Source organism: Sediminicola luteus (assembly GCF_002514735.1).
Classification (GTDB): domain Bacteria; phylum Bacteroidota; class Bacteroidia; order Flavobacteriales; family Flavobacteriaceae; genus HQA918.
In genome coordinates this window covers 446,416-471,352 of the sequence record NZ_NBWU01000004.1, presented here as the reverse complement: position 1 = coordinate 471,352, position 24,937 = coordinate 446,416, and the positions used below count along the sequence as shown (strand labels likewise).

Annotated in this window: 18 protein-coding genes; 9 read left to right on the top strand and 9 right to left on the bottom strand. The window is 45.1% G+C overall.

Features of this window, described 5'->3' with window-relative positions; translation table 11 throughout:
* Nucleotides 1-56 precede the first annotated feature (56 nt).
* From B7P33_RS14365 to B7P33_RS14350, 4 genes are read right to left on the bottom strand one after another with little or no spacing between them, the layout of a single operon-like run.
* The gene (locus tag B7P33_RS14365; protein ID WP_097442704.1) at nt 57-3,182 is read right to left on the bottom strand and encodes a beta-galactosidase, LacZ type; all 3,126 of its coding nucleotides are present in this window, start codon (nt 3,180-3,182) and stop codon (nt 57-59) included.
* Nucleotides 3,182-6,220 carry an aminotransferase class III-fold pyridoxal phosphate-dependent enzyme gene (locus B7P33_RS14360; protein WP_097442703.1) on the bottom strand — a complete coding sequence of 1,013 codons (3,039 nt, stop codon included), beginning with the start codon at nt 6,218-6,220 and terminating at the stop codon, nt 3,182-3,184. Before B7P33_RS14360 ends, B7P33_RS14365 begins: the two co-directional genes overlap by 1 nt.
* Nucleotides 6,213-8,219, bottom strand: coding sequence for an MGH1-like glycoside hydrolase domain-containing protein (locus tag B7P33_RS14355; RefSeq protein ID WP_097442702.1), 2,007 nt, complete (start codon nt 8,217-8,219; stop codon nt 6,213-6,215). The genes B7P33_RS14360 and B7P33_RS14355 overlap by 8 nt, the downstream gene beginning before the upstream one ends.
* Before the next feature lie 2 nt (nt 8,220-8,221).
* Nucleotides 8,222-9,220, bottom strand: coding sequence for a GntR family transcriptional regulator (locus tag B7P33_RS14350; RefSeq protein WP_097442701.1), 999 nt, complete (start codon nt 9,218-9,220; stop codon nt 8,222-8,224).
* Nucleotides 9,221-9,555: 335 nt separating this feature from the next.
* Here B7P33_RS14350 and ychF point away from each other — a divergent pair, with 335 nt between their 5' ends.
* The 7 genes from ychF to B7P33_RS14315 all read left to right on the top strand — a co-directional run bounded on the left by ychF (nt 9,556) and on the right by B7P33_RS14315 (nt 19,557).
* Nucleotides 9,556-10,650 carry a redox-regulated ATPase YchF gene (gene ychF, locus B7P33_RS14345; RefSeq protein ID WP_097442700.1) on the top strand — a complete coding sequence of 365 codons (1,095 nt, stop codon included), beginning with the start codon at nt 9,556-9,558 and terminating at the stop codon, nt 10,648-10,650.
* A 232-nt stretch (nt 10,651-10,882) separates the two neighbouring features.
* Complete coding sequence (locus tag B7P33_RS14340) at nt 10,883-12,424, top strand: sulfatase family protein (protein ID WP_097442699.1); 1,542 nt, start codon at nt 10,883-10,885, stop codon at nt 12,422-12,424.
* A 64-nt stretch (nt 12,425-12,488) separates the two neighbouring features.
* The gene (locus tag B7P33_RS14335; RefSeq protein ID WP_097442698.1) at nt 12,489-13,388 is read left to right on the top strand and encodes a DMT family transporter; all 900 of its coding nucleotides are present in this window, start codon (nt 12,489-12,491) and stop codon (nt 13,386-13,388) included.
* A 366-nt stretch (nt 13,389-13,754) separates the two neighbouring features.
* The gene (locus tag B7P33_RS14330) at nt 13,755-15,605 is read left to right on the top strand and encodes a DNA topoisomerase IV subunit B (protein ID WP_097442697.1); all 1,851 of its coding nucleotides are present in this window, start codon (nt 13,755-13,757) and stop codon (nt 15,603-15,605) included.
* A gap of 30 nt (nt 15,606-15,635) precedes the next feature.
* A complete protein-coding gene (locus B7P33_RS14325; RefSeq protein ID WP_097442696.1) occupies nt 15,636-18,272 on the top strand; it encodes a DNA gyrase/topoisomerase IV subunit A in 2,637 nt (878 codons plus the stop codon).
* A 13-nt stretch (nt 18,273-18,285) separates the two neighbouring features.
* A complete protein-coding gene (locus tag B7P33_RS14320; RefSeq protein WP_097442695.1) occupies nt 18,286-18,819 on the top strand; it encodes a Crp/Fnr family transcriptional regulator in 534 nt (177 codons plus the stop codon).
* 126 nt (nt 18,820-18,945) lie between these two features.
* Complete coding sequence (locus tag B7P33_RS14315; RefSeq protein WP_097442694.1) at nt 18,946-19,557, top strand: NAD(P)H-dependent oxidoreductase; 612 nt, start codon at nt 18,946-18,948, stop codon at nt 19,555-19,557.
* A gap of 110 nt (nt 19,558-19,667) precedes the next feature.
* Here the strand turns inward: B7P33_RS14315 and B7P33_RS14310 are convergent, their stop codons facing one another.
* The 3 genes from B7P33_RS14310 to B7P33_RS14300 are packed head-to-tail and all read right to left on the bottom strand — an operon-like array spanning nt 19,668 to nt 21,371.
* On the bottom strand, nt 19,668-20,471 hold the full coding sequence (locus tag B7P33_RS14310; RefSeq protein ID WP_097442693.1) for a TerC family protein: 804 nt from the start codon (nt 20,469-20,471) through the stop codon (nt 19,668-19,670).
* A 3-nt stretch (nt 20,472-20,474) separates the two neighbouring features.
* Nucleotides 20,475-20,852, bottom strand: coding sequence for a hypothetical protein (locus tag B7P33_RS14305; protein ID WP_097442692.1), 378 nt, complete (start codon nt 20,850-20,852; stop codon nt 20,475-20,477).
* A 51-nt stretch (nt 20,853-20,903) separates the two neighbouring features.
* Nucleotides 20,904-21,371, bottom strand: a complete 468-nt coding sequence (locus B7P33_RS14300; RefSeq protein ID WP_097442691.1) for a helix-turn-helix domain-containing protein — start codon at nt 21,369-21,371, stop codon at nt 20,904-20,906.
* A gap of 307 nt (nt 21,372-21,678) precedes the next feature.
* Between B7P33_RS14300 and B7P33_RS14295 the strand changes: the two genes are divergently transcribed.
* Nucleotides 21,679-22,791, top strand: a complete 1,113-nt coding sequence (locus B7P33_RS14295) for a M14 family metallopeptidase (RefSeq protein ID WP_097442690.1) — start codon at nt 21,679-21,681, stop codon at nt 22,789-22,791.
* Between the two features lie 93 nt (nt 22,792-22,884).
* Nucleotides 22,885-23,367: an Lrp/AsnC family transcriptional regulator gene (locus tag B7P33_RS14290; protein ID WP_097442689.1), complete on the top strand. Its 483-nt coding sequence runs from the start codon at nt 22,885-22,887 to the stop codon at nt 23,365-23,367.
* A gap of 74 nt (nt 23,368-23,441) precedes the next feature.
* Here B7P33_RS14290 and B7P33_RS14285 read toward each other — a convergent pair whose 3' ends face one another.
* Nucleotides 23,442-23,753 (bottom strand): hypothetical protein, encoded by a 312-nt coding sequence (locus B7P33_RS14285; protein ID WP_097442688.1) that lies wholly within the window; start codon nt 23,751-23,753, stop codon nt 23,442-23,444.
* Between the two features lie 95 nt (nt 23,754-23,848).
* On the bottom strand, nt 23,849-24,910 hold the full coding sequence (gene aroB, locus B7P33_RS14280) for a 3-dehydroquinate synthase (protein ID WP_097442687.1): 1,062 nt from the start codon (nt 24,908-24,910) through the stop codon (nt 23,849-23,851).
* Nucleotides 24,911-24,937: the final 27 nt, after the last annotated feature.

Below are 24,937 nucleotides of genomic sequence, written 5' to 3'. Positions count from 1 at the left end.
AACCCAAAAAAATATAAAGGCCGGAATTTCGATTCCGGCCTTTTTTGGTTATTTAGCTATAGTTTCTTTGGTATGATTTTAAAACTATAGGAATAGGCCTTGGCCGGGATACAATATTCCGGGTGTACCAAGCGGCCCCAGGAGGTGTCGCCGCCAACGCCCATTTGTTTGTGGTCCAAATTCCATTGAAAGGTGTCCCCAATTTTGATATCGGCCCCGTGTTTGGCAGTTACGGGTACCAACCCCGAAGCAGACTGGCCGCCATCTTTTCCAGGAACGAAATCGAGTTCGTTTTCCAAAAAGGGCCATATGCTGCCTTCCATAAATTGGTCGTCGGTGGGTGAGACCGTTAGGCTGAGCTCGGGTGAGTTAAGCCGGAACCAACGCAAATCGGTCTTGTTGCCGGTCTCTTGCGGACGGGAATACCGATGGAACTGTTCCGCAATAGATCCTTTCCAAATGCCGGTTTTGGCGCCTGTCTTACGATCGGCATAGGTTTCATGCGAACCTTTACCATACCATTGGGCTGTGCTAAAGGTATTGGGAACCATCATTTTCATGCCTAGGCGCGGTATGTTGGGTAAACTGTCTTTTTTCGGTATAAATTGATAGGCTACTTCCAAGGTACCATCGGTATCCAGTACAAAGCGGGCTTGGGCCTCGGCTATGTTTTGGGGTAGGGTATAGCTAATGGAAAAGGCGGTACGGTTTAAGGAATCGGGTTGGGGCAAATGGCCCAATTCGGCCTGGTATCCCGCACTGGCTTTTTTCCAAATAGCGGCCCATTCGTGCATACTGTTACCCAGATCATTATCGGTGGGCGGACGCCAAAAGTTAGGGCGGATTGGGTGTAGGGTCACTGTTTTGCCATAGGCTTCCCAGTTTAAGATTTCCCCTGTTTTTCCATGGATGACCATATCGGTGTTTGTGCCGGTAATGCGAATATGTTCCCCTTCTTTGGTTACCTGCATGGGGGCCGATTTAGAGATCGTTATATCTTTACTCGAGAAGGGGGTCAAAGGGAATTCGGCAAAGGCGATTTCGTGCTCCGGGGCATAGGCGATATTGCCTTCCATATCTCGTACGCTGGCCTGAAGAAGCCATTCGCCTTCACTGGTGTCGGGTTGTTTAATGGGTAGGGTATAGCAATGCTGTGGACCCAGGTTTAAATGGATGCTGTCGGTTTGTTGTACTTGGCCATCCTTTACAAATTGCCAGGCCACATAATGGGTATCCAGGGCCTTGAAAAAGTTCTTATTGGTCAGTTCCAAGGTATCTTGAGTGCTGTTAAAGGCGAAGCCTACAGGCTGATAGACTTTTTTTACCTCGTTCAAATGAGGATGCGGATTACGGTAAGGGTCAACCAAACCATTGTTCAAAAAGTTGCCATCGGTAGGTAAGTCGGGATGGTAATCGTGGCCATAGGCCAAATAGGGATTTCCGTTCTCGTCTTTATATTCCAAGGCTTGATCTACCCAATCCCAGATAAAGCCACCCTGAAGGCTGGGGTATTTTTCGATAATATCCCAATAGTCTTGCAAATTACCGACCGAATTCCCCATCGCATGGGCATATTCGATCATAATACTGGGCTTTTTTGGGTTGTTTTCGGCATAGTGCACCAGTTTTTCCGGTTTAGGGTACATGGGGCAGAAAATATCGGTATAGCCTTCATCTTCGGCCGGTTCGTACTGCACGGGCCTACTGGTATCGGTCTTTTTTAACCAATCGTACAAGGTTTGGAATACGCGACCGGTACCGGCTTCGTTACCCAGAGACCAAATGATGATCGACGGATGGTTACGGTCTCGAAAATACATGCGTTGTACACGTTCGAGATGGGCCGGGGTCCAACTTTCGGTATCGCCGATCTGGGTGTCTGCCGAAATGGCCAACGGATGGCTCTCAATATTGGCCTCGTCAATCACATACAGGCCATATTCGTCACAGAGATCATACCAAAGCGGGTCGTTGGGGTAGTGGCTGCTACGGACGGCATTGATGTTGTTTTGCTTCATCAATTTAATATCCTTTACCATCGATTCACGGCTTACCACATGCCCGGTATGCGGATCGGTTTCATGTCGGTCTACACCACGGATATAGATGGCTTTACCGTTTACCAAAAGTTGTTGGTTTTCTATTTTTACATTCCGGAAACCAATGGCTTTTTTAATGAATTGGGCATTTTCTTTGTTCGCTTCATCTTCAAACCGGATGCTGGCCTGATATAATTCCGGGGTTTCGGCCGTCCAAGGTTTAATCTCGGCTATGGTTTTGTCAAAGCGCCATAACAGGGTGTCCTTGGCACCTATGGTCACGGTTTCCCGCTGCTGGGCCAGGGTTTTACTATCTTTGGTAACCAGTACCTCCAACGTACGGGTGACTTCCTGATCGGCTTGGTTGACCATTTGAATCTCGGCATCGAAAACTCCGTTACCGTTTTCCAAATCTAAATCCGTGGACAAGCCGATGTCAGATACAAAAGCCTTAGGTCGGGCATAGAGGTATACATCGCGCTCAATACCGCTCATGCGCAGCATATCTTGGCTTTCGAGATAGGAGGCATCGCTCCAGCGGTACATTTGAAGGGCCAATAGGTTTTCGCCCTCGATTAAATATTCGCTGATATCGAATTCAGCTGGGGTTTTCGAGCCCTGGGAATAACCCACGAACTGACCGTTTACATAGATATACATGGCCGATTTGGCCCCGGCAAAATGCAAGATAACCGATTTGTCTTTCCAAAACTGAGAGAGCTCAAATGTGGTTCTATACGACCCAACCGGGTTGTAATCTTCGGGTACATCGGGCCACGAAGTGGTAAAGGGGTAGCGTTCGTCTAGGTAAATAGGTTTGTCAAAACCGTGTACCTCCCAATTCCCGGGTACGGGTATGCTGCCCCAATCGGAATCGTTTAGGTTGGGTTCAAAAAAGTCTTTACTTCTTTCGCTGGGGTCGGTGGTAAAATGAAATTTCCAATCCCCATTAAGTGCGATAAAGTTATTCGAGCGTTCTTTGGTGCCATCCCATGCCTTTTCGGGCGATTCAAATGCGAAAAAATCGGCCCGTGGGGGTAGTTTGTTTATTTCGAATACCGTGTGGTCTTCATGGGGTTCGCGATCGGGTTGGCAGCCCAGGACAAGCAGGATTAGTGCTAAGAGGTAGGTTGATTTGTGCATTAGTGTTGGTGTTGCATAAAATCTTCACTGCATACGGTTCGTAGCCGTAGTAAAAGTTCATCCGCATGGTCTTGGTTAAAAACCAGGGGCGGTTTTATCTTCAGAACGTTATGGTCCAGGCCGTCGGTGCTCATAAGAATGCCGAACGTTTTCATTCTGTTGGCCAAATAGCTGGCTTGGGGCGCTAAGGGGGCCAAATCGGGCCCATTCAATTCAAAACCTAAGAAAAGTCCTTGCCCACGAATATCGCCGATTATGGGAAAATCGGCTTGTAAGGTCTTTAGGCCTTCTTTTAGGTAATCGCCCACCGCTTGGGCCTGTTGCTGCAATCCTTCTTCCTTAACCGTACGTAAAACGGCCGTTCCTATAGCGCAAGAGACGGGGTTACCCCCAAAGGTATTGAAATACTCCATGCCATTGGCAAAACCTTCGGCTACTTTTTGGGTACAGACCACTGCGGCCAACGGGTGTCCGTTGCCCAAAGGTTTACCGATAGTAACGATATCTGGAATGACGTTATGTAGTTGAAAGCCCCAAAAGGCTTTACCTACACGGCCACAGCCCACTTGTACCTCGTCGGAAATACAGAGTCCACCGGCCTTACGGACCATAGCGTAAGCTTGTTCCAAATAGCCTTCCGGTAGTTCTATTTGTCCGCCACAGCTAATAATGCTTTCGTAAATAAAGGCGGCTACATTTCGGCCCTGTTCCTGTATATGATTCAATTGATGCTGTACATGTTGGGCGTATTTTGTGGTGGTATCATCACCCCTATATTTTCCACGGAAAGCATCTACCAAGGGTACGATGTGGGTATGTTCTGGGGCACCGGCCCCTCCTTTACCATCGAATTTATAGGAACTGATACCAATACAGCCATTGGTGTTGCCATGATAGCCAATTTCGGAAGCGATGATATCTTTTTGTCCGGTAACCGTATAGGCCATTCGTAGGGCCAGTTCATTGGCTTCGCTGCCCGAATTCACAAAGTGGACAACGGATAGCTCCGGAGGAAAAGTAGCCAATAATTCTTGGGCAAATTCGGTTATTTGGCCATGTAAATAGCGGGTGTTGGTGTTCAATAGGGCCATTTGTTGGGTACCGGCCTTTACCACGGCCGGATGCTCATGCCCCACATGGGCCACATTATTTACGGTGTCCAGATATTTTTGTCCGGCGGCATCGATGAGGTAGGGGCCGTCACCACGTACGATATGCAAAGGTTCTTTGTATGAAACACTCAAACTTTTGCCCAAATGTTGCTTTCTATACGAGAGTATTTCAGAAACATCTGCGCTCACCTTATTTTTTAAGGCGTCTTGCTTAAAGAGTAGGTTGGGGTCCGGTGAGAGGGTACTCCATAGCTCCAATTCTTGCGGGAGGGCTACCCCTGGAAAATCGTTTTGGTTGCCCAAAAGGTCCAAAACCAACTGAAAATGAAGGTGGGGCGACCAATTGCCGTTCTCTGTTTCGTTGCCCATATAACCTATCAGCTGACCAGCGTCTATGGTCTGACCGACCCGGGTTAAGGTCAAGGAAGACAGGCTTAAATGCCCGTACAAAGTATAGAATTTGGGGCCGTTTTCGGCTTGGTGTTCCAAGATCAGGGTGGGGCCATAATCTTTGTCGTTGGCATTGTTATGTAGACTAAAAACCGTTCCGGTCATGGGACTGTGTACCGGGCTTTGGGCAGCCGCCCAAAAGTCCATACCCAAATGCATGGTCCTATAGCTGGGGCCTGAATTACTTTCCGTTTTATAAGCTTCGGTACTGTAAAAGGGACGGGCTTCGGAATAGCCCCCACAGATTAAGCTTTTCGGATTTTGATGTTGTAGTTCCTTCAGTTTTTGGGTAAGCTTGTCATTACTTTCGTAATTCGATTTGGCGCCCAACCAAGTACTCCCGACACTAAGATCTAAGTTGTATATGTCGACCTTGTTCAAACCGGGTAAAAGGCTGTGAATATCCCAGTTTTGGCCTTGTGCCCAGTTGCGGAAAGCGGCTGCGTTGGGGTGTGCCTCCAAACCACAGGCGACCCTAAAATGGGCCGTGGCCAAGGCCTGAGGAATCTGGATCCATTTTTCCAAAACCTCCCAAGCGGGTCGTTCACTGATTTGGTGGTAGCTATTATCGGGCTCCAATTGTTTGTTCAATGCCGATTTGGTAACACTGATTACCAAGCGGGCAGCCACCAATACATGTAACAATTCTAGTTCCTTAGGCTCTAAGGGGAAGCTTTTGTGATAGCCTTTGATAACCGCCCTGGCGGCCTCCAAAGGGTCGGGTTTGTCCATTAGGGCATAGGCCAAGGTTACGGCCAAATCGTTGATCTGGGCGGTATACACGGCATCGCCATAATCGATTATGGCCCGAACCACCGGAGCTACGAGGTCATCGGATACGACTACATTATTGTCGTTGGCATCGTTATGTACAACCGCTTGCCGTAATTGGCTTAAGGCGGACTTATTCTTTAGGAATTCTTGTTGAAAATGGGCAATTATTTCCCGTTTTGGCCCTTCAAATAGGTCGATTTGGGCCAAGGTCCATTCCATTTGCGAGATGTCCCAAACAAAGTCCCTATGTGCCTTGGGGTGGTCAAAATCCGTTAGGGTGGCGGTAAGTTTGCCTGCTTCTTCCCCTAAACTTTCCAGTAGTGGGCTAGTAATTGGGTTTACTGAAGACCACACCCGGCCATCTACCCAGCTTAGTAGGCGGACATATCTTAGTTTCCCGTATTCGTCGGTGTATTCGGCTACCGAGGCGCCCTGGGTGTCGATAAATACCTTAGGGGCCAAAATGTTGTTTCCGTGTGTATTAACATGTTCCAAGAGGGCCTGTTGAAAATGGAGATATTCCAAGTCTTCCTCGGGGCGGCTTACTTTTAGTAGGTACGCGGCATCATCGCAGTCCAGCTTAAAATTGAAGTCGATTTCCCCCGGCATTTTTTTGGCTTCTGCCGTGATACCAAAAAGATCCTGGGCTATTTTTTGCGCTTGGGATTCGCTAATGTAAAGGTTTTGATAGGTGTTATTCATCGGTTAAGAGTAAAAGGAGATGGGCGGCCGACCAGCTAAAGCTTTCAGACTCCATGCCTTGGCCCGTTAATGGGTGATAGTTTTCGCGTATGCTAGGGCCTTTTTCGGTAAGGCCTTGGGCATTATGTATGAGTTTTTCGATGAGTTGGGAAGCTTCCTTATCAAAACCATAGTTGTGCAAGCCTTTAATGCCAAAATAGACTTGATCTACCCAGTTGGGACCACGCCAATAGCCACGGTTGGGTTTGAACTTCGGATGGGCGGCATTCAAGGTAGGTAAAGGTACATGGGTGTTGAATAGGGTGGTATCCATCATATTCGCCATCAACCGGGCCGCCTTATCGGCATCGGTCGCATGGGCCCAAAGGGGAATCCAGCCTTCGGGGCCTTTGATTTTAACCCAGGTGTTGCCTTGCACATTGGTATCGTAATACCAACCCGATTCCGCATCGTAAAACTGATCGAACTTTGGTAATAAGGTTTCCCGCTCTTGTTGCCATTTTTCCTTTTCTTCCGGCTTTCCCGAAATTGTTGCCATTTGGGCCAAATAACCTTTCTCGGCATAGAGATAGGCGTTCAGGTCTACACTTTCCTGATCCAAGGAATAGTCACCAGTGGGGTTGGTTAAAATACGGCTGTCGTCAAAACGAACGGCATTGTCCATACCGCTTTCCCATTTGGCAGCTTTTAGGGTACCATCGGTAGAACCGTATTCACATAACCCATCCTGATCGTGGTCCCTGTAGGTATACCACCATTGGTGTTGGGTTTTTATCTTGGGGTACATTTCGCGTACAAAACTGCTGTCACGATCCGATTCGAAGACCTTCCAAACGGCCCAAGCCGAAAGTGGAGGTTTTGTATTCCGATAATTATGGGCCTCTATGGTGGTATCGCGATACACACAGTCGGCAATAAAACCGTTCGGATCCATATAGTCGTACATGGCCCGGATCTGATCTTTGGCCAGGGCAGGGTCGTAACGGGTTACGGCCACGGCATGTTTCCAGCTATCCCACGCCCAAAACCCGTGGAACCAGATGTAATGATAGCTGGGGAAAATACCGGCATGTTTGAGTTCCCCGGCCGCAACACGACTGTTGTTCTGTAGGGTCAATAAGCTTTTGGCAAGTACTACCTCCTTTTTGCTGCTATTTTGAAAGTTTTGTTGTCTTTTAAGGTTTTTCCAAGTCTGTTCTTTTTCGTTGATGCGTTCTTGTAAACCTTCCCAAGGGGCCAAGGTTTGGTTGTTTTTCAATTCGGCAGCCGCATCGTATTCCGGGAATATAAAACTTTGGGATAACGTAAAATCAGTGCTGCTCCCGGCCTCCAATTTTTGGGTGGGCCAGTTTATGGCATATCCTTTTCCTTGGGTGCTTAGGGTGGCTTTTTCCTTACCTATAGGCCCTACATAAGCCGTGGCCGGACTCTTTTCAAAAGTGGCTTGCCAGCGGTTTTGGGCTACTTGTGGTTTAAGTCCAGCAAAATCGGGTAGGGGTGTTCCTTGGGCCTGTACCGAAACATCAAAGGCCTCTTGATCCGTATTGGTGGCATTGAGCAGGATTACGGCCGAATGGGGTGAGCTAAAATAAAGATAGGCGTCCAATTGAATACTTTCGTTGCAATAGCTTTGATGCAAATGGCTGGCATAGGCCTTGGTGTGCTGTTTTAGGTCGGATAGGTCTATGGGGTTACCGTTAATACTAACTTCGAACTCGGCAAAGGTTTTGGAGAGCCATACCCCGTTTTGTTGGGTCATTAGAAAAGGACCGCTAAACCCCAATTGTCCTTGCGATTTATGGAAACTATAACCAAACCAGGCCCCTTGATCGGAATAGACCAGGGCATCGCGATAATGGGTGCTGTCTACTTGGGCCGTATAATCTAATATGTTGGCCGGAAAACTTGGTGTGCTTAAAGAAAATGTAGGTTTTGGGGTGGGTGACTGGCAAGCCGTTAAAACCACCGAAATCAAGGCCCAATAAAATAGTTTGTTCATGCTTATAGACTGTTACGGAGAATTATGGAGCAATCGTTTTCTATATGTTTCTTTTCCTGGCCAAGAATCATCTGGGCTAATTTAATCCCCATACCTTTAAAATCCGTGGAAATGGTGGTAATGCCTTCGGCAACGATTTCTTTTAGTGGGGTATCGTTGTAAGATATGATACCGATATGCTTCCCGATTTGCAGATGTTGGTTCCGAATTTTTTTAATCAAGGCGATTAGATCGCGGTCACCCGGCACTAAGAACAACTCCCCCGGGACCAGTTTTCGCTCTGGGATGGTGAATAATACTTCGTTTTTCATCCTATGTGTCTTACAAAAGGCTTCAAAACCAAGGGCCATACCTTGGGGTTGTTTGTTAGGGTCATATACCAAGCTTATGTTGTCGTACTTCTTTATTTGCCCGTAAGCAGATGAAAGCGTATTAAATATATCTTTCTTGAAATTTTGGAAGATGGCAGGGTATTTGGCCAATCCGGCATGGGTTTGATCGAGAATAAAAACCTGTTCTGCCGGCAACTTCGAAAGGGAGAGTTCAATATTCCTCAAATTGGCGGGCATGATCACATAGGCACTGTATTCGCCCACACTGGCTTCTACCAATCTATCGAAAAGTTCGTGGTTAAAATGATGGAAATAGATGTCTACTTGTATGTCTTTTCCTAAATGGGCTAAAAAAGCATTGTAAAGGTCTTCCTTAAAGTTGTTCAACTCGTCGAAAAGTAAGAAAACCCGTTTGAGTCCGCTTACGGAATCGTTTTTAACAAAATACCCTTTGCCGGCCACCGACTGTACGATGCCTTTGATTTTTAATTCGTTAAAGGCTAGGAGTACGGTATCGCGCGAAAGGTCGAATTTATTACGTATGCTGTTGATCGAGGGCAAACGATCTCCCTTTTTTACAGCACCGTTCTCAATGCTTTTTTCGATAGAACCCACGATTTGCTTGTACTTGGGTACACCCGAATTTTCTTTGATATCGATTACGTTCATAGTGCTTCTCCTTGATGCGGAAACCCGCTAAGATTGTGGCTTTTCAAATATATGAAAAGGGAGGGCTCAAGTAGTAGGTAGTGGTAGGGTTTTTTAACGGAATCTATGCGTATTTTATCTTCTCTAGCGATTTTGTAGGAAATAGGTGGTAATACGATGCTTGGCCTGGCCGTAAACGGGCATGGTGTAGGTCGTAGCTAAAGTGTATATTTGCCGCCGTAAAGCAATGTGGCTAGGAAACGGACTAAGGCATGGGGTTACGGCCCTTTGTTATGATTGAAATGGTTTTTGTAGTTATTTCTAGTTCAGACTCAGTCATATAAAAAAGTAAATTCATGAAAGCAGGTATCGTAGGACTGCCCAATGTTGGTAAATCGACCTTATTTAATTGTTTGTCCAACGCCAAGGCCCAAAGTGCCAATTTTCCGTTTTGTACCATAGAGCCTAATATCGGTGTGGTAAACGTACCCGATAACCGCTTAAAGAAACTGGAAGAATTGGTAGACCCCGAGCGTGTAGTGCCTGCCACGGTAGAAATCGTCGATATCGCCGGATTGGTAAAAGGGGCCAGTAAAGGGGAGGGTCTTGGGAACCAGTTTTTAGGAAATATCAGGGAGACCGATGCTATTTTACATGTGCTTCGCTGTTTTGATAATGATAATGTAGTACATGTAGATGGTTCGGTAGATCCAATCCGTGACAAGGAAACCATTGATATGGAGCTACAGTTAAAAGATTTGGAAACGGTTGAAAAGAAGCTCGATAAAGTAAAGCGGGCCGCCCGAACCGGAAACAAAGAGGCGCAAAAAGAGGAAGCTGTCCTTAATGCCTTGAAAACCGGCTTGGAATCGGGGATTTCGGTACGTGGTATCGAAGTTTCTGAAGACGAGCGCGAAGAGTTCGTTAAAAACCTACAATTGATCACCGATAAACCGGTCATGTATGTCTGTAACGTAGACGAGGAAGGAGCGGTTGCCGGTAACGCCTATGTAGAAAAAGTACGCGAGGCCGTGGCCCACGAAAATGCCGAGGTTATCTTTTTGGCCGTGGGTACCGAGGCCGATATTACCGAACTTGAAACTTACGAAGAGCGTCAGATGTTTTTGGAAGACTTGGGTTTAAGCGAGCCTGGTTCTGCCAAGTTGATCCGTGGTGCCTATACCTTATTAGGCTTGGAAACTTACTTTACCGCTGGTGAAAAAGAAGTACGTGCCTGGACCTTTCCCAAGGGGGCGACGGCTCCGCAAGCGGCCGGGGTAATCCATACCGATTTTGAAAAAGGCTTTATCCGTGCCGAGGTTATCGCCTATGACGATTATGTGTCTTATGGTACCGAGGCCAAAGTGAAAGAGGCCGGTAAAATGCGGGTCGAAGGCAAGGAATACATCGTAAAAGATGGCGATGTGATGCACTTTAGGTTTAATGTATAGTTTGTTTTCTAGACGCTAGATGCTGGCAACTGAGTGTTACCTACTTAGTACTAAATACTATATACTAGGTACTAAATACTAAGTGTTTGCAGGAAGCTTCATGACATACGTTTACATAATTAGAAATAAGGTATCAGATACTGGTCAGCCATATTTCCGCTTTCCGTCGGCTGGGGGCTAACGTTTGTATATTTTACACAGTTTACTTGCTAAATTGGTCTAACATAGGGCTATGAAACAGTTTTATCGCCCCTTTTTTTCGTTTTTAGCCTGTGGTTTATTGTTTTTATCCTGTCAGGAGAAATCGAAATCTACTCCTAAAAAGGAAGCAACTCCCAATGTGGTATTTATCTTGGCTGATGATCTCGGTTATGGCGATGTGCAGGCCTTAAACCCGGAATCGAAGATACCAACACCCGAGATCAATCGTTTGGCTGAAGCGGGAATGGTCTTTACTGACGCCCATTCAAATTCGGCGGTTTGTACCCCGACCCGTTATGGGGTGGTTACCGGCCGCTATGCCTGGCGTACCCGAATGAAAAGAGGGGTGCTCAATGGTTATTCCAAACACCTGATCGACCCCGAGCGTACTACGGTGGCCGATCTGTTTAAAAGTAAAGGGTATGCCACGGCCTGTATCGGAAAATGGCATTTGGGTATGGATCTTCCGTTGAAAGCCGAAACTAAAAACAGCATTTATAAAATCGATGCTTCCGGTGTGGTTCAAAACGGGCCCTTAGAGAACGGTTTCGACTATTTTTACGGTATTACTGCTTCCCTCGATTTTCCGCCCTATGGCTATATAGAAAACGACCGCTTTACAGAAAAACTCATCGATTCCATGCCGAAAGGGAATTTCCCGGCCTATGCCCGAATGGGTGAGAAAGGTCCGAATTTCGATATGCAGGAGAGTCTGGACGAGATTACCCGAATAGCCCAAGAATATATCGTTTCCAAAAAGGATTCGCCTTTCTTTTTGTATCTACCATTAACCGCACCACATAAGCCGGTTTTACCGCATAAACGCTTTCGGGGAAATACCGATTTGGGCGATTATGGCGATTTTGTGACCCAGGTCGACTGGACAGTAGGTCAAGTGCTAAAAACGCTTAAGGAACAGGGGTTAGAAGAAAACACGCTGGTGGTGTTGACCAGTGATAATGGTTCGTTCATGCACCGTATTGGGGAGAATCCGAAGTTTCCGGAAGGTAGTGCCGGGCATACCGAAGATGTGACCAAACAGGCGTTTAAGACTGAAAACCATCAAGCGAATTATAGGTTTAGGGGCACCAAGGCCGATGTATACGAAGGCGGCCATAGAGTGCCCTTTTTAGTGCGTTGGCCGGCCGGATTTACAGCGGGGAAAAGCCATTATACCATTACCCATACCGATTTCTTTGCGACGGCGGCCGAACTGATTGGGGCCGATTATGATCGTACCCAAGCCGGGGAGGATAGTTTTAGTTTTTTGCCACTTCTAAAAGGCGAAAAAGGGTATTCGCGTGAGCCGGTGATCAACCATTCTGCCAATGGGGTCTTCGCTATACGTGATGGCCGATGGAAACTGGTGTTGGCCCAGGGTTCAGGAGGGCGCTTACCGCCTAAGGGCAAGGCCTTCGAAGGGCCCTATCAGCTTTTCGATTTGGAGGCCGACCCCAGTGAGACCACGAATCTGGCCCAAGCGCAACGCCAGCAGTTGTTTAAAATGCTGCAGGCCTTCGATACCATACACCAGCGTACCGAAACCGCGGTGGTGCACCCTATAAGGCCGTAGTTGGGTGTCGTAATCCATTTTTAGGTGTTCCCTTGGCCGAAATCGATTCGCTTAGGTTTACGGTATGGAACAGAACAATTTACGTATATCGGGTGCGCTATTGGCCGTTTTGGGGGTGGTACTGTTTTCCTCCAAGGCCGTTATGGTAAAATGGGCCTATAGGTTCGGGGTTGGCACGGTAGACCTGCTGCTGTTCCGTATGTTGTTTGCCTTACCTTTTTATGTAGGTGTAGTCTTTTGGGGTGAAAACCGTTCAAAATTGACCGAACTCGGCCTCAAAGAGATCTTGCAACTCCTCTTTTTGGGATTTGTGGGCTATTATTTGGCCAGTCTGCTCGATTTTATGGGGCTAAAATACATTAAGGCCGGATTGGAGCGGGTGGTGCTCTTTGTGTACCCGACCCTGGTGGTATTGCTCTCTTGGTTGTTTTTTAAAGAGAGGTTATCCAAAAAAGGTTGGTGGGCTATCGGTGTGACCTATATCGGGGTATTGGTGGTCTTTTTCCCGGAATTGGAGTTGGGGGGTGTCCATGTATTGCTGGGTACGGCCTTGGTGTTCGGCAGTGCTTTTACCTATGCCATTTATATTGTAGGTAGTGGCCGTTTGATCCCCCGTTTGGGTAGTGCCCGATTTACGGCCTATTCCATGATCGTGGCCAGTGTATGTGTGTTTATACATTACGGTTTTCAGGCCCAGGGCGGATTGTGGGAGTATCCGTGGCAAGTTTATTTTATAGGAGTACTTATGGCTTTGTTTGCTACCGTAATACCCTCTTTTCTTATCGCAGCTGCCATTAAGCGGATGGGGGCATCCCGATTTTCCATTTTTGGGAGCCTTGGGCCAGTGTCCACGATTTTGTTGGCCTATGTTTTCTTGGGTGAGCGGATCGGTGGGTGGCAATGGTTGGGCATGGGTATCGTAATCTTAGGGGTACGCCTGGTGGGTAAACGGGATAAAGGTTGAAGTTCTTAGACAAAAAGAAAAAAGAGTAAAGAGCAAAGACTGCGAAAAAATGAACGCATAAAACAAGGGTGATCAAAAATTCTATATTCTAATGGCTATGGGCTCCCGTAACTAGCTTTTGGGCGCTAAAGATTTATTATACCGGTTTAGGCCAAATTAAATTTTATGGTAATTGCTTGCTGTTGGTTCTTGTTTTGAAATTTGATGAAAGTAGGGTTGGTTTTGTCTATTTTCTGTGTTCTTTCTTCTTTTTGTCTCGTTTCATCCCTTTTTGGATGAAACGGTTGTTAATTAAAAGGAAGGTTTAGGGTTTTATTTTATCCCTACGATTTCTATATTAGCCAGCATACCAAAAAATGGGCTTTTATGGCGGATACAACCCAATATACCGAAGATAATATACGTTCACTCGACTGGAAGGAGCATATTAGAATGCGACCCGGAATGTATATCGGTAAACTGGGCGATGGTTCGGCTGCCGATGACGGTATCTATATCTTGCTTAAAGAGGTGCTCGACAACTGTATCGATGAATTCGTTATGGGGGCGGGTAAGACCATTGAGATCAATATTAAGGACAATGCCGTTTCGGTGCGTGATTACGGTAGGGGTATTCCGCTAGGCAAGGTGGTCGATGTGGTCTCTAAAATGAATACCGGAGGTAAGTACGATTCCCGGGCCTTTAAGAAATCGGTCGGATTGAACGGGGTTGGTACCAAGGCGGTAAATGCCTTGTCTACGGCCTTTCGTGTAGAGTCGCATCGCGATAAGCAAATGAAGACGGCCGAGTTCGAACAGGGGAACCTGGTGCAGGAAGAGGGGCCGGTAGAGACCTCGCGCCGTAGGGGGACCAAGGTTACCTTTACGCCCGATCCAAGTATTTTTAAGAATTACAAGTACCGTTCGGAATATGTGGTGCGCATGCTTAAAAACTATGTGTACCTGAACCCAGGGCTTACCATTGTGTTCAATGGGGAGAAATTCCTTTCCGAAAATGGGCTAAAAGACCTATTGGAAGACAATAATCCGGTTGAGGATATGCTCTATCCGATCATTCACCTACGTGGCGATGATATAGAGGTGGCCATTACCCATAGCCGTACCCAATATAGCGAGGAGTACCATTCGTTCGTAAACGGACAGCATACGACCCAGGGGGGTACGCACCAGGCGGCCTTTCGGGAGGCGGTGGTAAAGACCGTACGTGAATTCTATAATAAAAATTACGATGCGGCCGATGTACGTAAATCCATTATCTCGGCCATAGCCATTAAGGTGATGGAGCCGGTTTTCGAAAGCCAGACCAAAACCAAATTGGGATCTACCGAAATGGGTGGCGGTCTGCCTACCGTACGTACCTTTATAAACGATTTTGTTAAGACCAAACTCGATAACTTTTTACATAAGAACCCCGATACGGCTGAGGCATTGCAACGCAAGATCGTTCAGGCCGAGCGCGAACGGAAAGAATTGTCGGGTATACGGAAGCTGGCGCGTGAAAGGGCTAAAAAGGCCAGTCTGCATAACAAAAAACTACGCGATTGCCGAGTGCACCTTGGCGATATGAAAAAAGACCGTAGGTTGGAAAGTACCTTGTTCATTACCGAGGGAGATTCGGCCTCGGGTTCCATTACCAAGAGTAGGGACGTAAATACCCAAGCGGTGTTCAGTTTACGGGGAAAGCCCCTGAACTCGTATGGGATGAGCAAAAAGATCGTGTACGAAAATGAGGAGTTCAATCTGTTGCAGGCAGCATTGAACATTGAGGAGTCTATGGAAGATTTGAGGTATAACAATATCGTGATCGCCACCGATGCCGATGTCGATGGTATGCACATCCGTTTGTTGTTGATTACCTTTTTTCTGCAGTTTTTCCCGGAATTGATCAAAGAAAACCATCTATATATCTTACAGACGCCCTTGTTTCGGGTGCGTAACAAAAAGAAAACCATCTATTGCTATAGCGAAGAAGAGAAGAAGGCGGCTATAGAAGAACTTACGGGCAAACCCGAAATTACCCGATTTAAGGGATTGGGTGAGATTTCGCCCGACGAGTTCAAATTCTTTATAGGGGAAGATATCCGCCTAGAACCGGTAATGCTCGACAAGGCCATGACCATTGATCAATTGCTGCAGTTCTATATGGGTAAGAATACGCCTGAACGCCAAAAATTTATTATAAATAACCTTAAAGTAGAGCTTGATTTAGCGGAGTAAATCGGTTCTATACCAGCACTATACTTTTTTATGGACGAACATGAAGAAGGTTTGGGCGAAGCCCAACAACATCCCGAAGAGCAGCCACAAGATAGTCTGGTCAAAGTAACGGGAATGTACAAAGATTGGTTCTTGGATTACGCTTCTTACGTAATCTTGGAGCGGGCCGTTCCATCGGTAGAAGACGGATTTAAGCCGGTACAAAGACGGATCATGCATTCGTTAAAAGAACTGGACGATGGTCGGTACAATAAGGTGGCCAACGTAGTGGGGCATACCATGCAGTACCACCCCCATGGCGATGCCAGTATAGCCGATGCCATGGTGCAGATCGGCCAAAAAGATCTTTTGATAGATACCCAGGGAAACTGGGGTAATATTCTCACAGGCGATAGGGCGGCGGCTTCACGTTATATAGAGGCCCGGCTCTCTAAATTCGCCCTTGAGGTTGTTTTTAGTCCCAAGGTAACCGATTGGCAACTCTCCTATGACGGGCGTAAAAAGGAGCCGATACACCTTCCGGTGAAATTCCCGCTTTTATTGGCCCAGGGGGCCGAGGGGATTGCGGTCGGACTTTCTACCAAGATTATGCCGCATAACTTTATCGAGCTGATCGATGCCTCCATCAAATGTCTGAAAGGACAGAAGTTCGTGATCTATCCCGACTTTCCAACCTCGGGTATTATCGATGTAAGCAATTATAACGATGGTATGCGCGGCGGTAAGGTGCGTGTTCGGGCCTTGATAGAACAGTTGGATAAGAATAAGCTGGTTATTAAGGAGATACCCTATAATACCGATACCGGCTCTTTAATAGAGTCGATACTGAAAGCCAACGAAAAAGGGAAGCTGAAAGTCAAGAAAATCGAGGATAATACGGCGGCTTCGGTTGAGATTATCGTGCATTTGCCCAATGGTATCAGTCCGGATAAAACCATCGATGCCTTATATGCTTTTACGTCTTGTGAGAGCTCTATTTCGCCCCTAGGTTGTATTATCGAGGACAATAAACCTGAGTTTATCGGGGTCAGTGAGATGTTGCGTCGTTCGACAGACAATACTTTGGCCTTGTTAAAGGCCGAATTGGAAATCCAACTGAAGGAGCTGGAAGAGCAATGGCATTTTTCTTCCTTGGAGCGCATCTTTATTGAAAACCGTATTTATCGCGACATTGAAGAGGAGGAAACCTGGGAAGGGGTAATCTCGGCCATCGACAAGGGATTAAAGCCACATATTGGGCATTTAAAGCGCGCCGTAACCGAGGAAGATATCGTTCGTTTGACCGAAATTCGGATAAAACGTATTTCAAAGTTTGATTTAGATAAGGCACAGCAACATCTTGAAAGTCTCGAAGAAAGGATTGCAGAGGTAAAGCATCATTTGGCCCACTTGGTAGAATTCGCCATAGACTATTTCAAAAACCTAAAAGCCAAGTACGGAAAGGGCAGGGAGCGCAAATCGGAAATACGGATTTTCGATAATATCGATACCACCAAAGTGGTTATGCGTAATACCAAACTGTACGTAAACCGGGCAGAAGGTTTTGTGGGTACCTCCCTGAAAAAAGACGAATATGTAGCCGATTGTAGCGATATAGACGATATCATCGTATTTACAGAAGACGGTAAGATGATGGTGACCAAGGTAGATAGTAAGACCTTTATCGGTAAAAACATCATACATGTGGCCGTTTTTAAGAAGAAAGACGCCCGCACCATCTACAATATGGTGTACAAAGATGGAAAAGGTGGGGCTACCTATATCAAGCGTTTTAACGTTACCTCGGTAACTCGCGATAAAATGTATGATCTTACCACGGGCAAAGCCCAGTCAAAGGTGTTGTACTTTACCGCTAATCCGAATGGGGAAGCTGAGATTATTACGGTAATGCTACGCCAGGTGGGTAGTGTCAAAAAACTAAAATGGGATCTCGATTTCGCCGATTTGCTTATCAAGGGGCGAGGGGCCAAAGGGAATATAGTGACCAAATATGCCGTAAAACGCATAGAGCTGAAGGAAAAGGGCGTATCTACCCTAAAACCCCGTAAAATCTGGTTCGATGAGGTCGTACGCCGCTTAAATGTAGATGGTAGGGGCGAGTTGTTGGGCGAATTCCGGGGCGAAGATCGTTTGTTGATCATTACCCAAAAAGGTGTGGTAAAGACCGAAGTGCCCGATATGGCCCTGCATTTTGATGCCGATATGCTGGTGTTGGAAAAATGGAATCCCAAAAAACCTATTTCGGTTATTTATTATGAAGGGGCCAAGGAGCGTTACTATATCAAACGATTCCTGATTGAGAACCCGCAACGGGAAGAAAGTTTTATTACCGACCATGCCAAGACCTTTTTAGAGCTGGTGAGTACCGATTGGAGACCGGTGGCCGAGATTTCCTTCGTTAAACCAAGGGGTAAGGAGGCTAAGCCAAATCAAGAGATTGATATGGAGCAGTTTATATCGATTAAAGGAATTAAAGCTTTAGGGAATCAATTGACTGCCGATAAGGTAAAAAACATCGATTTCAAGGATTCTCTACCTTATGAAGAACCGCAACCGGAAGCGGTAGAAGAGATAGAAGTAGTCGATGAGCAAAAGGTTGGGGGAAATGACGATAATAAACCCGAACCACCCACGGAAGACGACGGACAGGCCACCCTTTTTGATTAATTGATTTGAGTTTATGGGGATAGTTTCGTCTATATTTTTGGAGGCTTTTCCCCAGGCAGAAACCATGGAACTGGGGCGAAAAACACTGCTTTTGGCCGAGGGCGACTACAGTAAAAAAGTTTTCTTTATAGAGCAGGGTATCGCAAGAATGTGGTTCAATAAAGACGGGAACGATATTACCTTTCAGTTCTTTTTTGCTGGTAGTGCCATGGCATCGATTGCCAGTCTCATGGAAGACCGGCCTAGTAAATTCAATATAGAAACGGTGGGCCCGGTTGTTTTGAAAGCGGTACCAAAAGAAATCTTTTTGGCCCGTATCACTTCCCAAGAAGGGGTAAAGGACATGCTTATACGGGGCTTATGCCAACGTTTATATGATTATCAGGACTTGTTTTTGTCGCGTATCAAAGATTCGCCAAAAGAGCGCTATTTGGGCCTAATTAAGCAGTATCCATCCCTAATGGAAGACGTCCCCCATCATTATGTGGCCTCGTATCTGGGCGTCACCCCGGTATCCTTAAGCCGTATAAGGGCTAAACTACATTGATTTTTTATGGCAATGGCGGGTATGCCAGCCCGTTTTTCCTATACCTATTTTCTTCGAATAGGCGTTATCTTTTGTTAATGCCAATGGTTTTTACCGGGAGTATTTTTGCCGTAAAACCATTTGATTATGAGGGTATTAATCGTATTCAACCATCCGTATGAGAAAAGCTATTGTAATGCAGTCTTAGAAGCTGTTCAAAAAGGTCTTTCCCGGGCCGGACATAGCATTGATTTGATCCATTTGGACGAAGATGGCTTTGATCCCGTGATGCGGGCCAAAGACTTGAAGGCCTTTGTAACGGCGGCCAAAGATAGCCAGGCCTCCTACGAGGCCTTGGATCCGCTGGTAAAAGCTTATAAAATCCGTTTGCAAGCTGCAGATTTCCTGATTTTTATCTTTCCGATTTGGTGGGAATTAATGCCGGCACTGACCAAAGGCTTTATCGATAAATTGATTTTTCCGGGAATCGCTTATGATTATAACGACAAAGGGAACCGCATGCTGGGCCGCTTAAAACAATTGAAAGGGGTACATATGATTACCACTATGAATACCCCGGCATGGGCCTATAGGGCCTTGTTCGGTAACGCGATTAAAAAAGCGGTCTTGTTCGGGACGTTTTGGAAAATAGGGGTGCCCAACAGAAAATGGATCAGTTTGAACTATGTGAAGTTCACCAGCCAACAAAAACGTGAAAAATGGCTTGAAAAACTGACGAAAAGATACGCTAATCTTTAAAATTACATTTGAAGTTAAACTTTTAATAATGTGATATATCTTAAAGAAAACCACTGATGTATAAAAAAGCCAATCAAAACGATTGGATTTTTTATTTGGTTTGTCAAATCTTATGCTTCCGGTTCTTTAATTTTCTTTTTACGTACACGCATATTCAAAAACTCGACCATAAGCGAGAAGGTTATGGCAAAGTAAAGGTAGCCTTTAGGTATGGCGCCTACCTCGTTGTCGAATACCACCAAATGCGATATGTGGGCGGCTTCTGCAATAAGCATAAAACCGATCAAAATCAAAAATGATAATCCCAATACTTGTATTGAAGGGTGTTTGTTAACGAATTCACCAACCGGATTAGCGAATAACATCATGATTATCACAGAAATAACAACGGCAACAACCATTAATATCAAGGCGTCGTTGGGGTTGGGCGAAATACCGTTGGTCATACCGATGGCCGTTAAAATGGAGTCGAAGGAGAATACGATATTGATAATGGTTATCTGTACAATAGCGTTGCTCAAAGAGGTAGACCGGCTTTTGGTCACCTCGCGTTCGTCGTGTCCTTTATCTTCGATTTTTTCGTGTATCTCCTTGGTACTCTTGTATAAAAGGAAGAGTCCGCCCGCGAATAAAATCAGGGCCTGACCACTGATACCGCCATGTATCCAGGATTCGTCCAGGAACCAGAATGGTTTTTTCATGGTGGTCAATAGCGATATACCGAATAAGAGTACGATACGCATGACCATGGCCAGTATGAGTCCGATATTGGTCGCCTTTTTACGTTGCGAAGGCTCTAATTTACCGGCGGCGATAGAAATAAATATGATATTGTCTATACCCAGAACGATTTCTAGAAAGGTGAGGGTTAGCAATGCCATCCAAGCATCTGGACTCGAAAAGATCTCAAACATAATTTAATCGATTTTTGTTGCGGTTCCGCGTTTGACCAGTTGTTTTTTATGGGCTTGTTTTACGGCCCGTTTATATTCGAAGAGGTAACTATCGGAGGTGGTAGACAAGATTTTGTAATGTATGGCCGTTTGTTTACCGTCTAAAGGAGTGAGTACGAACTCACAATCATTTAACCATCTAACGGTGGAGCTATCTATTTGGTTGTCAAAATAATCTACGCTGTACTTCAAGTCACGCTTAAAGGTTGCTTTTTTGGTATTTCCGTCAATTTCGTATTCGAATTCAAAGGTTCCCGTGGCAAAATCGGTACAATTCCGATTTGGGGAATAACAGGCCGTAAGTAATAATCCCGTGAGTAGGGAAAGGGTATTCTTGATCATACCCCAAATTAAGGCATTTCGTATGCTTGTAGGAAAAAAAGTGACTTAATTTTATGAACGATCTTCGGTATAGGCTTCAAAACTACCGTCGGAATAGAAAATAACGATGCGTTCAATGGTTTTGTTGGTACCAACACGCTTTTTGATAGGGGTGGGGATTGGTTTTTCGACGGATTTTGGTTTTTGGGTCGGCGTTTTAGGTTCCGATGGGGTCGATTTTTCGACTGTGGGTTGGGGGAGCGGGGCCTTTTCGGATAACGGAAGGCTGGTTTGGGCGGGTGGGGCACCATCCTCAGAAGGAAAACTACCCTTACCGTTAAGCAACCAATATAGGTTTACCTCCGGAAAAGTACTCACTACCTTGGTAACGAACTCTAAACTGGGTCTGTTACGGCCTGATAACAAATGTGAAATGCTGGAACGTTGCACGCCAACCTTGTCCGCGAATGCAGAGGCACTGAGATTGTAGTAGCTCATCAACACCCCAAGGCGTTTTACCAATTCCTCGTAATTTATCATTGTAAACCGTATTTTGTAGCAAAATAGGGTGTAATTTACAATTTACAAAATAGAATTGTAATGCAGATATAATTTAATCATTCAATGAATACGTGTTAATGATGTGATATACAATAGATTGAGTAGTAGATATAAATACCATGTAACGATCGTAAATATGGACACAACTTTGGTAGCTGATCAAGAATTTCCTTCCCGATTTACAATATACAATTGTAACATTTTTGAAATATTCCTTTGCTACATTTGTAAATGAATTGGTTTATAGCTTTGCAGCCTAACCCTGATACGTATCAAACCTTATCCAATGATGGAATACACGCCTTATGCGCTCGATATTACCTTAGACCGTTACTTTCCCCTAGAATACCTAGAAATTGCCTTAAATCGCCTTAAAATTGATGTTTCAACCCATATTATCGGTTATTCAGAACAGCAACGCCCTATCTATGGACTAGAATTTGGCGAAGGGCCTACCAAAGTGCTAATGTGGTCCCAAATGCACGGCAACGAATCTACCACGACCAAGGCCCTAATTGACTTGTTACATTTGTTACAATATGATGCAGAGGTCAAAAACATAATAGTTTCCAATTGTAAATTATATATTATTCCCATTTTGAGTCCTGACGGGGCCAAAAAATACACCCGGTTAAACGCCAATCAGGTCGATTTGAACCGTGACTCCCAAAAAAGGACTCAAGTGGAAAGCCAGCTCTTGAGAAAGGTCTTTGAAAGTTTCCAACCTGACTTTTGTTTTAACCTACATGGTCAGCGTACCATATTTAGTGTGGGGCAATCTGCCGTTCCGGCCACGGTTTCTTTTTTAGCACCAGCTTTTGACGAAGCGCGTAGTTTAAACGAGCATCGCAAAACGGCCATGCAACTTATCGCTCTTATGACTGAAGAATTGTATCGGTTTATTCCTAAAGGGGTAGGTAGGTATGACGACGGATTCAATGCCAATTGTGTCGGGGACGCATTTATGATGGCCGGAGTGCCTACGATTTTGTTCGAAGCCGGGCATTTTCCGAATGATTATAACAGAACCAAGACCCGAGAATTGATTTTTCGAGCCTTGTTGGCTGGATTACGCGCCATAATCGATAAAAGCTTCCTAAATTATAGTGTGACAGATTATCTGGCCATTCCGGAAAATGGGAAGTGCTTTGTGGATATTATCGTTTCAAATGCCCATGAATTGAATAAAAACATTCCGAAGAATGTCGATTTGGCCATACTGTTTAAAGAGGAATTAGTAAACGAAGCTGTTGATTTCGTACCTCAAATAATGAAAAAAGGGGATGTAACGGGGTTTTATGGCCATAAGCAGCTAAACGCCGCTGAAAATGCTGATAGGCTCGAAATTTCCCGTTTCAAACGTTTGAGCCGCCTTATTGAGCAATACGGAATCGATTAAAAATGACTTGTTTATTGAGTTATTTTCAAAAAAATCTAATTTCTTTTACATTTTATTCCGCATTTTTTTAATTTTGCCTAAAATTCTTTCAATATGAGTAAGGCAGTTAAGTTGGACGAGATAGATCACCAGATATTGGATATGCTTATTGATAATACGCGTACTCCTTTTACCGATATAGCGAAAAAGTTATTGATTTCGGCCGGTACGGTGCATGTTCGGGTGAAAAAAATGGAGGAAGCCGGAATTATCCGTGGTTCTTCCCTAACCCTCGATTATCATAAATTGGGGTACAGCTTTATCGCTTATGTTGGTATTTTTCTTGAGAAGACCCATCAAACCAAATTTGTAATCCAACGTTTGGAAGATATTCCTAATGTAACGGTTGCCCATATCACAACGGGTAAATTCAATATTTTCTGTAAGATCAGGGCCCGGGATACCACACACGCTAAAAACATCATCTTTAAAATAGATGATATCGATGGTATCAGTAGAACGGAAACCATGATTTCGCTTGAGGAGAGCATAAACGATAAAAAACGTTTGATGCATACCATCTTCAACGAAATTTGATTTATCAGGTTATACCGAATAAAAAAGGGCGGTCCATTCGGATCGCCCTTTCTTTATAGATGGGAATGGTTTGGCTAATTCAAAAGGTCTGTTTCCCCATGTTCTTTTTCCAAGGCGGCTTTGGCTGCGGTTTTTGCCTTGGCTTCCTTATTCAATTCATTGGCTACGGTAGCATCGAAGTTATCGATGAAATAGGTAAGGCTCTGACTGATCTTTACCATATAAATGGTATCGTTAGTGCGTACCTCTACGGCTTCTATGATTTCGCCACTGGCATTTTTAAAGGAGATGATATCGCTATCCCCATACCCATGCGGATAATTCTCCAATAATAAGTTGGCGATTTGATGGTCGAGCTTTTTGTAGTCTACTAGTTTGCGTTTCATATTCAATGGTTTAGGTTGCTTACTGACCTAAAACTAGAATATTAAACAACACTTGGATCTAAAGAGTTGTAAAGCCGGGAAAAAAGTAGGTGTACTTAAACTTTTTCGTAGTATGTGATCGATTCGAGTAGCAGGTCTTGGGGTACCTCTATATCCCATTGGGTATCACCAATGGCCTTTAAGAGGGCAAATTTTACCTTACCATGACTGTTTTTCTTGTCGAATTTTAAATAGCCCAATATTTTTTCAATATCCTCAGCTTCAAAGGCTATACTGCCAAAATGGGCCTTAAAGGTGGTCTTTATCTCTTCGCAATCAGACCAGGGAAGGCCACAAAGCTTATACGATAAATAGGCTTCCATAACCATACCCACGGCAATGGCCTCGCCGTGTAATAAGGTTTCATGGGCCTCACTTTCCAAAAAGTACGATTCTACGGCATGCCCCAAAGTATGACCAAAATTCAAAATCTTGCGCAAACCTTGTTCGGTCGGGTCTTGGGTTACCACCTCATTTTTAATGGCAACCGAATGATGTATGCTTTCTGTGAGTTTTTCGGGTATACCTGGTTTTAAGCTGGCCCAATAGTTGGCATCTTTGATTAAACCATGTTTTAGCATTTCGGCAAAACCACTGGTTTTTTGTCGCTGGTCTAAAGTTTGTAAATAAATAGGGTCTACCAAAACCATTACTGGTTGGCTTATTGTGCCGATCTGGTTTTTCAAGGGCCCAAGATCTACACCGGTTTTACCACCTACCGAAGCATCTACCATTGACAATAGGGTAGTGGGCACGTTTATAAAATCGATACCCCTTTTAAAGGCCGAAGCTACAAAACCGCCCATATCGGTAACTACGCCTCCGCCCAAATTTATTATTAGGCTTTTGCGATCTGCACCCAATTCCGATAGGGCCAACCATAGTTGGTTACAGGTTTCCAAGGTTTTGTTTACTTCCCCGGGCTCTACTTCCAAAACCTCTATGGGGCTATCGGTCGCTAATTGACTTAAAAACGGGGCCAAACAATGTTCGTGCGTATTGGAATCGACTAAAACAAAAACGCTAGAGTAATTACTTTTGGCCAAGTGACCGTTAATTTCGGCATACCCGGTTTCCCCAAAATGTACAGTACTCGTATGGCTACAGATCGATTGCATTACTACGGATTTTAAGAGGGCAAAATA

Coding starts and splice junctions, on each gene's coding strand:
- B7P33_RS14365 (WP_097442704.1), bottom strand. CDS start 3,182: ATGCACAAATCAACCTACCTCTTAGCACTAATCCTGCTTGTCCTGGGC.
- B7P33_RS14360 (WP_097442703.1), bottom strand. CDS start 6,220: ATGAATAACACCTATCAAAACCTTTACATTAGCGAATCCCAAGCGCAA.
- B7P33_RS14355 (WP_097442702.1), bottom strand. CDS start 8,219: ATGAACAAACTATTTTATTGGGCCTTGATTTCGGTGGTTTTAACGGCT.
- B7P33_RS14350 (WP_097442701.1), bottom strand. CDS start 9,220: ATGAACGTAATCGATATCAAAGAAAATTCGGGTGTACCCAAGTACAAG.
- ychF (WP_097442700.1), top strand. CDS start 9,556: ATGAAAGCAGGTATCGTAGGACTGCCCAATGTTGGTAAATCGACCTTA.
- B7P33_RS14340 (WP_097442699.1), top strand. CDS start 10,883: ATGAAACAGTTTTATCGCCCCTTTTTTTCGTTTTTAGCCTGTGGTTTA.
- B7P33_RS14335 (WP_097442698.1), top strand. CDS start 12,489: ATGGAACAGAACAATTTACGTATATCGGGTGCGCTATTGGCCGTTTTG.
- B7P33_RS14330 (WP_097442697.1), top strand. CDS start 13,755: ATGGCGGATACAACCCAATATACCGAAGATAATATACGTTCACTCGAC.
- B7P33_RS14325 (WP_097442696.1), top strand. CDS start 15,636: ATGGACGAACATGAAGAAGGTTTGGGCGAAGCCCAACAACATCCCGAA.
- B7P33_RS14320 (WP_097442695.1), top strand. CDS start 18,286: ATGGGGATAGTTTCGTCTATATTTTTGGAGGCTTTTCCCCAGGCAGAA.
- B7P33_RS14315 (WP_097442694.1), top strand. CDS start 18,946: ATGAGGGTATTAATCGTATTCAACCATCCGTATGAGAAAAGCTATTGT.
- B7P33_RS14310 (WP_097442693.1), bottom strand. CDS start 20,471: ATGTTTGAGATCTTTTCGAGTCCAGATGCTTGGATGGCATTGCTAACC.
- B7P33_RS14305 (WP_097442692.1), bottom strand. CDS start 20,852: ATGATCAAGAATACCCTTTCCCTACTCACGGGATTATTACTTACGGCC.
- B7P33_RS14300 (WP_097442691.1), bottom strand. CDS start 21,371: ATGATAAATTACGAGGAATTGGTAAAACGCCTTGGGGTGTTGATGAGC.
- B7P33_RS14295 (WP_097442690.1), top strand. CDS start 21,679: ATGATGGAATACACGCCTTATGCGCTCGATATTACCTTAGACCGTTAC.
- B7P33_RS14290 (WP_097442689.1), top strand. CDS start 22,885: ATGAGTAAGGCAGTTAAGTTGGACGAGATAGATCACCAGATATTGGAT.
- B7P33_RS14285 (WP_097442688.1), bottom strand. CDS start 23,753: ATGAAACGCAAACTAGTAGACTACAAAAAGCTCGACCATCAAATCGCC.
- aroB (WP_097442687.1), bottom strand. CDS start 24,910: ATGCAATCGATCTGTAGCCATACGAGTACTGTACATTTTGGGGAAACC.